This window comes from Brachybacterium sp. AOP25-B2-12 (assembly GCF_052378625.1).
GTDB lineage: Bacteria > Actinomycetota > Actinomycetes > Actinomycetales > Dermabacteraceae > Brachybacterium.
Map to the genome: position 1 here is coordinate 1 of NZ_JBQSXW010000032.1, position 10,172 is coordinate 10,172.

The 10,172-nt window shown below is 67.3% G+C and carries 13 protein-coding genes; 12 read left to right on the plus strand and 1 reads right to left on the minus strand.

What is annotated here, in order from left to right:
- The first annotated feature begins 90 nt into the window (after positions 1-90).
- Positions 91-588 carry a hypothetical protein gene (locus tag ACT3TZ_RS14615; RefSeq protein ID WP_444584163.1) on the plus strand — a complete coding sequence of 166 codons (498 nt, stop codon included), beginning with the start codon at positions 91-93 and terminating at the stop codon, positions 586-588.
- Between the two features lie 753 nt (positions 589-1,341).
- Here the strand turns inward: ACT3TZ_RS14615 and ACT3TZ_RS14620 are convergent.
- Complete coding sequence (locus tag ACT3TZ_RS14620) at positions 1,342-2,319, minus strand: replication protein RepA (RefSeq protein ID WP_444584164.1); 978 nt, start codon at positions 2,317-2,319, stop codon at positions 1,342-1,344.
- Positions 2,320-2,618: 299 nt separating this feature from the next.
- Here ACT3TZ_RS14620 and ACT3TZ_RS14625 point away from each other — a divergent pair, with 299 nt between their 5' ends.
- From ACT3TZ_RS14625 to ACT3TZ_RS14675, 11 genes are all read left to right on the plus strand, one after another.
- Positions 2,619-2,858 (plus strand): hypothetical protein, encoded by a 240-nt coding sequence (locus tag ACT3TZ_RS14625; protein WP_444584165.1) that lies wholly within the window; start codon positions 2,619-2,621, stop codon positions 2,856-2,858.
- Positions 2,859-2,938: 80 nt separating this feature from the next.
- Positions 2,939-4,573, plus strand: a complete 1,635-nt coding sequence (locus ACT3TZ_RS14630; protein ID WP_444584166.1) for a hypothetical protein — start codon at positions 2,939-2,941, stop codon at positions 4,571-4,573.
- The gene (locus tag ACT3TZ_RS14635; protein ID WP_444584167.1) at positions 4,573-5,460 is read left to right on the plus strand and encodes a hypothetical protein; all 888 of its coding nucleotides are present in this window, start codon (positions 4,573-4,575) and stop codon (positions 5,458-5,460) included. Before ACT3TZ_RS14630 ends, ACT3TZ_RS14635 begins: the two co-directional genes overlap by 1 nt.
- Positions 5,461-5,499: 39 nt before the next feature.
- Positions 5,500-6,147: a nucleotide-binding protein gene (locus tag ACT3TZ_RS14640; protein ID WP_444584168.1), complete on the plus strand. Its 648-nt coding sequence runs from the start codon at positions 5,500-5,502 to the stop codon at positions 6,145-6,147.
- Positions 6,144-6,527 (plus strand): hypothetical protein, encoded by a 384-nt coding sequence (locus tag ACT3TZ_RS14645; protein ID WP_444584169.1) that lies wholly within the window; start codon positions 6,144-6,146, stop codon positions 6,525-6,527. Before ACT3TZ_RS14640 ends, ACT3TZ_RS14645 begins: the two co-directional genes overlap by 4 nt.
- Entirely contained in the window at positions 6,524-6,862 is a 339-nt protein-coding gene (locus ACT3TZ_RS14650) for a hypothetical protein (protein WP_444584170.1), read from the plus strand. The genes ACT3TZ_RS14645 and ACT3TZ_RS14650 overlap by 4 nt, the downstream gene beginning before the upstream one ends.
- Before the next feature lie 172 nt (positions 6,863-7,034).
- Entirely contained in the window at positions 7,035-7,838 is an 804-nt protein-coding gene (locus tag ACT3TZ_RS14655; RefSeq protein ID WP_444584171.1) for an AfsR/SARP family transcriptional regulator, read from the plus strand.
- A gap of 66 nt (positions 7,839-7,904) precedes the next feature.
- Positions 7,905-8,483, plus strand: a complete 579-nt coding sequence (locus tag ACT3TZ_RS14660) for a hypothetical protein (protein WP_444584172.1) — start codon at positions 7,905-7,907, stop codon at positions 8,481-8,483.
- 494 nt (positions 8,484-8,977) lie between these two features.
- Entirely contained in the window at positions 8,978-9,424 is a 447-nt protein-coding gene (locus tag ACT3TZ_RS14665; protein ID WP_444584173.1) for a hypothetical protein, read from the plus strand.
- A 3-nt stretch (positions 9,425-9,427) separates the two neighbouring features.
- Positions 9,428-9,751 (plus strand): hypothetical protein, encoded by a 324-nt coding sequence (locus ACT3TZ_RS14670; protein ID WP_444584174.1) that lies wholly within the window; start codon positions 9,428-9,430, stop codon positions 9,749-9,751.
- Positions 9,748-10,131, plus strand: coding sequence for a hypothetical protein (locus ACT3TZ_RS14675; RefSeq protein WP_444584175.1), 384 nt, complete (start codon positions 9,748-9,750; stop codon positions 10,129-10,131). Before ACT3TZ_RS14670 ends, ACT3TZ_RS14675 begins: the two co-directional genes overlap by 4 nt.
- The last annotated feature ends 41 nt before the right edge of the window (positions 10,132-10,172 follow it).

The window sequence follows — 10,172 nt, forward strand, 5'->3', positions numbered from 1 at the left end:
CGCTGAGCGCGGTGCGAGGTCCCCGGGCCTACTGGCCCGGGGACCTCGCGCGTGCCGGGGTGCCTCCGGTGACGCCCTTACAGTCACCCCATGGATACGGACGCCGTCCTCGAGTTTCTGGGCCCACTGCTGCCCTATGCCGTGACGATCGGGGTTGCGGTCTTCGCCAGCTGGCTCACCTCACGATTCGCACTCAACCGAGCTCGCGTTGAACGGCTGTCTACGCTTCGGCTTTCCGCTTACAAAGATCTCGTACAGGCCGCTAACGTGTTCCGTGAAAACATGACTCGTCTCGCTTCCTCGGTCAGTGAGACGCGGCGGAAACGGGCGCTTGAAAACTTCCCCACCGTTGAGCAGTCTTACGACGTGGCGTTGAGTGTGTTTCTGGCGGTCGCACCTGCTCCCGTGGTGACCGAAACAAGCGCCCTCGTTAGTGACATCAACCGTCTTAGCCATGAGGCACGCAGCGAGCTCGCACGCACTTCCGCTGGATATGCGGAAAAGCCAAAGACCGCTCAATACATTGCCGCTCTGACGCGACTTACGAACTACCTAGCACGAGAGATGCGCGTAGAGGCACACAAGTAGCAGCCTGCCCGAGTTACGCCCGCCACCGCGCTCACAGCCATCTCCGACGCGCTGTGCGCCCCGCTGACGCGCTCTCAGGGCATCGGTGCCCCCATGTGCCACTAGGCATCCGAACGGCTCTCAGGGAGGCTCTGGGGGCTTCTGAGGCACATCATCGTCTGTGCCGCCGTTGATCCCGGGACCGCTACGCGCCCCAGACGGGACCCAGCCGGCCCCACGCACCCGCGACCGGAACCCCACACCACGGACACCGGCCACGCCCTCCCCCGAGGGCAAGGGCCGCAGGCCCGCGGCAGCACGAGACCCCACCCTGCGACCACCTGCCCGCCGATGGGCACGCGATCGCCCGTGCGCCATCCGCGCGCCACGCGCGCCTATTGAGCTACTGGAGTACTGAATAGTCGAACTCATCGTCCCATGGGGTCAGACATTGAAGTGCGTAGCTACCGGAAGTCTGTAGCACTGTGGATAAGTACAGATCTGAGGGTACTTATGCGCAGATCTGAGGGTACTTATGCGCAAACGTGAGGGTACTTATGCGCAGATCTGAGGGTACTTATGCGCAGCCCCCAAGGGCGTGAGGGTACTTATGCGCAGCCTGACCTGCGCAAACAGTTTTTGCCCCCTCGGACGTCCCTCGCGCTGAGGGTACTTATGCGCAGCCCAGTCGTCGCGAGACTATGACCAGCACAAATGCGCCCCTCGACGGCTGTGGACAACCGTCGAGGGGCGCATCAAGCTCGCCGCGCGGCGTCAGTCGAGCTGCTGCCCCTTGGCCTTGTACCGGCGTGGGATCGAGGGCTCCCCGGGGGGCAGCACCAGGCCCTCGCCCGTGGGCAGGAGACCGGCACCAGGCCACGCCCGGTTCACCTCACCGACCGCCTTCCGGACGTCCTTGCGGAAGTCGGCCCGTGCCCTGGCCGTGTCCGGCGTGTCCGGGCCGAACTGCGCCTGGACCTGGGACCACGGAAGCGTGTACGACCGTGACGTCAGCGAGAACTTGCGGGCGGTGGCCCACATGTAGATATCAATCGCCCGGGGCTTGCTCAGGCGCTTGAGGACATTGAGGTCCACCGGGATGGGGCGTTCCGTGATGTGCGCGTAGAACCGCGAGGACAGCTCGATATACGGTTCCATGAGCGTCAGCTGATCCTCATCGCGCGTAACCCAGAACTCGAGCGAATCCACCACCCCGAGATTCTTGATGGAACGCTTCGTGGACTCTGGTCCAAACAGGCGTTCCATTGTGATGGTCGTCGTCGTGATCCGGCCCAGCTGCTCGCGAAGCTGCCGGATCGAACCATTCTGACCCCCGGTCGATCGGGCGGCGATTCCCAGCTCAGCGAAAAACGTATTCATCGACGCGCTGAGCGGAATGCGCCGCGCCTCGGAATCCTTGAGGTGCTTTCGCTTATTGGCCTCAGTGATGATGTAGACCATCATCAGTCGCGGGTACTTGCCGTACGGCAGGCCGTAGGAGCTGCTGATCGTGACCTCGTAGGGGCCGCTCTGCCGCGTGACGATGTGTCGGTCCGAGCGCCGGTACGGGAAGATCCCCGTCAGCAGCAGCTCCGAGCTGAACCCGAGGTCCGGGTCGACGGTCGGCGGCAGCACCTCCCCGTCGAGCACGGGCGCGTCGGTAGGCCGTGGCGCTTCCAGGTTGAGGGTGGGGCTGGCATCATGGTGATCGCTGGTCGGTTCTACCGAGCCAGCTGGCGATGTCTCGTCCATGGGTATTTTCCTTGTTTCGTTCATGGGGTGGATGAGGCGGCTAGCTGGTGTGGAGCCACCCAATCGACATATGCCGACCAGCCGTGGCCCGGATCGTTGAAGCGATTCGGGCCACTTCTTTGCCTCGTGACGCAGGATACACGGTCCACGACACGCAGGAAAGTTGTTGGGTGTGCAACAACATCCGGTAAGCTCTGGGCAACCCGAGAACGCCCGGAGAGGAACCCGTGATGGTAGATCCCAGAAAGCAGCGTGGCAGTGCGCCGCGCGCCGAGAGGATGCGGCTCGCGGAGCAGTCGATGGACCAGCTGTCCGTCTCTGCCCGGCTGCGCATGGCGGAGCTGCGCGCACGCCGCGAGGAAGCGGAACGCCTGCTCAGGCGGGATCGCGAGGCGGAGCGGCAGCTCGTCTATGACCTGCGCGCCGAGGGTGTGACTGCCGGTCAGATCGCGGTGGGACTGGGGAGGTCCTACGACACGATCGCGTCCGTGTTCCGAGCCAACCCTGATGCCGGTGGCGATGACACGAAGGATCTCTAGAGGTTGTACTGACACCAACAAACGGATAGTCTACTGTACGTAGGAGACGCTGGTGGCGACGAAATCTAGGGAGTGGCGGCATGGCGACGATCGGTAGGCCGATGGTGTGGAAGGCCCCCCCGCCAGCGCACGTGTTCGTGGACTTCAAGGCGGGACGTGCGGTGCTGCGCGACGGGCGGGCGGTCCCGGTCCCGGCGGGAGGCCGGCGGAAGTATCCGAACCTCGCGGACCTGCTGGCATTCGCCCTGTCGGTCGACGCGACGCGGGTGATCCTCACTGGGGATCTGCCCCCGCTGCGGGAGGACCGCCCCCACTGGATGCTCGGGGACACGCCCGGATGGACGCATGAGCGTCACCAGCTGAGCCGAGAGCCCCGCGTGGGCCGGTACCGGCACGATGCGTCCGGCAAGCCGGTGGAGCTGCACTCCGCCGCGGAGTGGTTCGACTCGGTGCCGGTGACCGCAGAGCAGGCCCGCGAGGCGTGGGAGGTGCTGACGGCGGAGGTGGGGAAGGTCCAGGGCTGGGACCACCACGGGCGCGAGATCCACGGGTCGATGCTCTACACGCCCGCCTCAACGGCGCTGAACCTCTGGGGCATGCTGCTGCCCCAGAAGGTGCGGCAGCTGCCGACGCTGGACGCGGATATCGCGGAGGAACTGCACGCGACCAGCGGTCAGCACCGGATCGAGCACCTGACGACGACGGGCGGCGGCGCCGGGGAGAACGCGCACGAGGTGCGGCACTTCGACGCGGCCGCGACCCCGCGCCTGGACACGTTCGCCTACGTCGACGGCAGGTTCATGTACTCCGCGCTCGGGTGGGGCCTGGGCCTGGGAGCCAAGCGCCTGACCCGGGATGACTGCGCCTACTACCTGTGGGACCCCAAGCTGCGGTACACCCGCGCCCGCTACCTGGTGCGCGCGACCGTCCCCAAGGGCTGGGCGCACGTCGGCCTGCTGCCGATGCAGGGAGAGACGGTCGACGACGGCTGGCTGTACCCCAACCGCCCGGGCGTGACGTTCGAGACGTGGGCCGATGGTGCGGAGGTCATGATCGCGATGGACCAGGGCTGGTCGATCGAACCGATCGAGGGCGTCGAGTTCGAGGCCAAGGGCGACGTGCTGAACAAGTGGGCCGATCGCCTCGCCCAGATGCGGACCGCGGTCCAGGGTCGAGCGGACCTCGAGCCGATCGTGAAGCGCGCCGTGGCGGGCGCGCTGCGGGCCATGCTCATCCACGGCATCGGAACGTTCGCCAAGCGGTTCCGCGATGAGGACGTGACGGTCGACAGCCCCATGAGGATCCCCGGGGAGTACGCCCACACCGCCCGCCGGTTCGGGGACGCGTGGGTCTACACCCGGCCAGGGCGTGAGTTCACCGATCGCGAGCTGGGCTATTACCACCCGGAGCTCGCGGTCCAGATCTGGGGCCGTGCGCGGGCCCGGATGCTGTCCGCTCCTACAGGCCCGGGCTACCCCGGCAAGGGTGGACTGCTGGCTATGGACCCCGGGACGATCCTGGGCGTCCGGGGCGATGCCGTGTACTCATCGGTCGTCCCGCAGTGGGCACTGCCCACCAACGCGGGAGGCGGGGACGACGGCAAGAACGGACGACTGCGCGTCAAGGGCGTGCTGCACGGCGTGGCGACGCCGCTGGATGAGTCCGAGCGCAATGACCTGCGGATCAAGGCTGAGGCCCAGGGAGAGGACCTGTGATGAGTGACTACGGCAACTCCGCGGACGTGATCGGCTCCCTTATGGGGGATCTGGGGATGACGCAGAGCGAGATCGCACGGCACGTCGGCCGATCACCCGACTTGATCCGCCTGGTCAGGACCGGAAAGCGACCCGGGAACAACATCCGCGACGCCCTGATCACGCTGCGGACCTCGGGCACGATCACACCCGATCAGCTTCCCCCACGGCGACGACGCAAGGACGGGAAGATCGCCCGCGTGCGTGCGAAGGTCGGTACCGACTGGACCCCCTCTGAGCAGGGAGAACACCGCCCATCGGTCGTCCCGGTCGATCCAGCCCGCACTAAGGGATCGCCGCGGACCCGGCATCGGTTCAGTGAGCAGAGAACGGTGCTGCCCGGAGGGGTCCGGCGCTATGACGTCTCGACACCGAAAGGGGCCGGGGCCAAGGGGTGGGGTCGCGCCCGGGAGGCGCTGATGAAAGAGGTCCGGAGCATCGCCCGGTCACAAAGCCAGTGGAGGCGCATAGATCCCGCGACCGGGAAGCAGCGCGGCAAGAAAACTATTCGCATCACGGCGACCATGAGTGACGGGAAGCAGATCGAGGTGTACGAGAAGGGTGGATCGTATGCGTCCACGATTCTCAAAGGGTTGCACGCGCATGATGGTGATGCGCGATCGTGGATCAATGGCGAGATTCAGCGGCATAAAAAGCGGACCGAGTACGAGGAATGGCTCGCGCGGACACAGGTCGTCAATATCAGTCTCACGAGCTATGACTCGGTGGCCGGTAAAGAGGACGGGACGGAGACGCATATCCGCCTGTCGGGCATGGACACAAAGAATGAGGAAGGGAAGCGAACCCGCCGCCGCCCGTCGATCTTGGACAGAAAGACATCGAGGTAACCCCTTCCCCCTACGTCTAGCGTGCTGTACGGTAGACGTATGAGCACGCAGAGCTACCCGCCGCAGCGCATCGTCGTCGGCTACCTCAAGGGTGGGACCGGCAAGACCACGACCGCCGTCCTGATCGCGCTGGCCCTCGCAGCCGGCGGCGATTCGGTGGCGCTCCTGGACACCGACCAGGCCAATGAGACGGCCACCCTGTGGGCCCATGTCGCCGGGGACGAGTGGCCCGCGACCGTGACCGTCGAGCGGTGGCGCGACGGGTCCGCGGAGTCAGCTGCTGCTGCCGCCGCGCGCCTGGCCCGATCGCACCGGCATCTCGTGGTCGACACCGGCCCGGGGGGCCGCGCGATCCTCGCAGACGTCCTCACGGTCGGCCGCGATCTGATCTGCCCCGTGTTGGCCTCCCCCGCCGAGGTGATGAGCCTGCGCCCCACCCTCGAAGTCGCCGCCCACGCGGCCCAGGCCCACGACGTGCGCCTGCATGTGCTGCTGACGAAGATCCGCGCACGGTCGGTGCATCGCCGCGAGGCACGTGAGCACCTCGAGGACATGGGCCTGCCGGTCCTCGTGTCCGAGGTCGCTCTGCTGGACCGCTACCAGGACGCCCCGGGCACCGTCCCGGACGACGTCGGCGAGTACGCCGACGTGCTCACCGAAGTGATCGCACGAGAGGGCCAGGCATGAGCGCCAAGAAGCGCCAGAGGGCGCCGTGGGAGTCCCTGGTGGCCCCGCCGCCCGAGGACACGCCCGCCGAGAACCTGGGGCCGATGCTGCCGGACCTCGACACGGCGACGCCGGGGACTGGGCAAGGTGGCGATGAGCCGCCGCTGACCCCGCCCGCGGCCACCTTGCCCCCGCAGGTCAAGCCGCAATCCGGGTCCCCGCGGTCACGGTCGCTCTCGCAGTTCAACACGCGCCTGCCGGCGGACCTCATCGCGCGCATGACAGCGGAGGTCCGGGCGTATGAGGACCAGGGGTATCGCCGGACCCGGCAGGACATCGTGACCGACGCGCTGGTCGCGTACTACGCAGCACAGGACCAGGACGGAGACGAGACGCGATGACCGAGAGCCCAGATGAGGCCACGCAGACACCGGGACGGGTGGTCCGCAAGCAGCGCCCCCGCGATCCCGGGTTCGATGACCTGTGCACCCGGGTACGGGAGGCCACTGAGCAGGTCGAACGCGTCGACCGGGAGCGGCAGGACCGCATCCGTGAGCGCGACCAGCTGGTCGCGGAGATCTACGGCTGGGGCGTCTCCTACGAGACCGCCGGAGAGCTGGCAGGCCTGTCGAAGTCCGCAGCGGCGATCGCCGCGAGGACCTACCCCGAGTCCGTGGTGACGGGGCGCAGGGAGTGGAGGAAGGCCACCGAGACACTGAGGGAGCAGGCCGAGTGACATGGGGATCAATCACGAGGACCGGGGAGCGACCCGGGGGGAGTTTGAGGCCTGGACGGAGCGGGAGAGGCTGAGTCTCATGCACTCGCAAGCCCGGCAGAGCCTCAGCCTATCACGCGATGTCAAGGGTGAAGGTCAGCGCCGTGCCGGTGCTAGCGAGCGTGCTAGCAAGGTGGCTAGCAACCCTGCTAGCAACCCTGCTAGCAGCGCGCCGCGCGGCCTGGTGCTGACCGTCGACGAGCGCAGTGCGCCGGTGCGGGTGTCGGACCGGGACCCCCTGATCCGCCTGTTCGGTCCGGTGGAGGTCGTGGGGGCGCATGGCCCGGTGGAGCAGTCGAAGCGCGCCAGCCTGACGGAGATGCTCGCGTACATGCACCTGCGCCCCGGAGCCCGGGACACGGACTTCTGCGCGGATCTGTGGCCGGGGCGTCGGGTCGCGGCGAGCACTCGCCTGACGGCAGCGTCCAAGGCGCGGCGGTGGCTGGGGGTGGATCACCGCGAGGTGCATTACCTGCCCCGTGCGGATGGCATGACGGGCGGGTACACGCTGCGGGATGAGGTCCGCTCAGACTGGTCCTTGATCCGTCGTGTGGCCGCGTCCCGAAAGGACATGACTGTGCAGCAGCTCGCGGCCGCGCTCAAGCTCGTGCGGGGCAAGCCGTTCGAGGGCGTGCCGAGGGACCGCTACAGCTGGACCAGCGTCATCCACGAGCAGATGGTCCAGGACGTCGTGGACGTGGCCCACGAGCTCGCGGAGCGGGCGCTGGACGCGGGGGACACCGAGACCGCCCTGTGGGCCACGGAGCGGGGCCTGGTCGCAGACCCGATCCCGGAGCAGCTGTGGAGGGATCGCCTCATGGCAGCGCGGGGCGATGTGCAGCTGCACCGGCACCTCTCGCGCCTCATGCACGCGATCGCTCACAGCGAGGACTACACGCTCTCGACCGAGACCGAAAATCTCGCGCAGATCCGCTAGGGCAAGAAACCGGGCCTGGGATTCACCTGGGCCCCCGGGCACAATGAATGCCAGGAGGCACCGCTGATGATGAAGACCACCCGCAGGACCGCAGCCGTCGCCGCGCTCATGGTCGCCGCGCTGGCAGGCTGCACCGGCACGTCGACCCCGACGGAGACCACGACCGACGGCGCGAAGACAGCCACGGCCCCGGTAAGCGCACCACCGGCAGCACCTGAGACGCAATCGCCAGAGACACGTGTAACGGGGTACTTCGCGGCATTTGATGCGGCAGCAGCAAAGGGCTGGCCGGATACCGGCTATAACGCCGAGTACCTGACACCGGATCTGGCCGCGAAGGCAGACACGGATGATCAGGCCAATGCGGCCACCGGGGAGACCATCACCGGAGAGCGGCACCTCAGCGAGTGGACCGTGCTCGATGAGTCCGACACGAGCGCAGTTGTTGAGTTCTGCAACAACACCGCCGACAGGAAGGCGACGAAGGACGGCCAGCCTGTTGATGTGCGGGATGTGGCGACTGAAGCGGTTGGACGCTTCACTCTCACCCGTGCTGACACAACTCAGCCATATCTCATCAGCGAGATGGGCTATTACCCCGAGGGGACGACATGCGCGGATCACTTCGCTCAGTACGGCAGTTGAGCACTGCGGCCATCGTTGCCACAGTGGCCGTGTGCATCGCAGCTCCTGCCCTGGCCGCTGGAAATGCGTCTGACTCGTCGTCGGATGATCGGCGGACCTCCACGATCACGGTGGATGCGACGTCTCCGGGGTCCGGAAGTTCTCAGGTGACGCGCCGGAACGGGTCGGGGAAGTCGCCGTCGCGGTCGTCGACGTCGAGAGTCGACAACTACGACGGGGGATCGGCCTCGGTATCGGGTGCGAGCTCGCGGGGCTCTGGTGTCGCGCCGGGGCCGTCCTACAGCCCGTTCGACCTGGCCTTCGGTGTGGGCAGCACGGACGACGGTGGCACGGTGGGCTTCCTTTCGGGTCCTGGGGGGCGTCGAGCGGTCAACAGCGGCCCTGCGGCTCCCGCTGATCCTGCCCCGGCTCCGGCTCCTGCGGATCCTGCGGCACCGGCGCCGGTGATCGATGTGCAGGCGCTTGCGCAGACCGCGGTGTCTCAGCTGGGGATCGTGGCTCCGGAGATTGGGTCGACGCCGGACAACCCCGACGTGCTGGGCGCGGTGGGCCTGCCCGTGTGGTTCTGGGTCGACAACCCGGGTGCGACGACGACGGGTCCTCAGTCCACGTCCGCGACCGCTGGCCCTGTCACCGTCACGGCAGACGCGCAGTTCACGGGCTTGACGATCGAGACTGGCGACGGGGAGACGATCGAGTGCGACGGCCCCGGCACCGAGTACCCGGGGACGGGGATCGAGCCGTCCCCGGACTGCGGCCACGTCTACGAGAAGATGAGCGACAAGCAGCCCGGGCAGGTGTACACGGTCAACATCACCGCGCACTGGACCGTCGACTGGACGGCCACCACGGGCGAGGCCGGGACGCTCCCCGTGGACGTGACCACGAGCAAGCAGCTTCGCATCGGGTCCTATCAGACCGTCGTGACGGAGGTCCGCTGACGCATGGCGGGAATCGAAGAGGAGTCAGAGCAACCGCAGGCGCGCGATGTAGCGCCTGCGGTTCGTTCGGTTTCAGCAGAGCTACTGGTGCGGGCCCTCGATATGGTGGCCGAAGAGTTCGACAATGAATCCCCGGCGCTCTGGAATGTCAGCGAGCGGGCCGGTATCCCGCAAACAACTATTGACGAGGTGCACGTCATCGCGGAAGTGTTGCGATACGTCGACGGGAATGTCGATATGACGGTGTTCAGCGGCGATGTTGTGCCGCTTGTCCGCGCGGGATTGGCTGCGCTGGACGCCGAGGCCGGAGAGAGAGCCCTGAGATGACACGAGTGCTGACCCGAGATGAGCGGTGCCTGCTGGCGGCGGGCTTGGCTGAGGCGACCCAGGACATTGCGCTGGGAGGACCGGAGACGGCAGCGTGGCGTGCCTACAGCGGCCCGCATTGCCATGCTGACCGGGCTGAGGTGGTCCACGAGCTGTGGCGAGCGGGCGAGGCGCTGACACGCACCCCGGAGCCGACCGTGGACCTCATCCCGGCTGACCTGCGATCGCTGGTCGCGCGCGCCCTCGACGTCGAGGCGCGGGTGGCGGCGTCCGGCCTCGACATGACCCAGGCGCGCGCCGCGCCGTTGTTCGCTGAGTTGGCCGCTGCGGTCCGGGCGGTGCCTAGCGCCGCTGGCTCGCAGATCCTCGAGGCCAGATAGGGAGCGCGGTGAACGACTGAGGGGCCCCGGGACAACGGTCA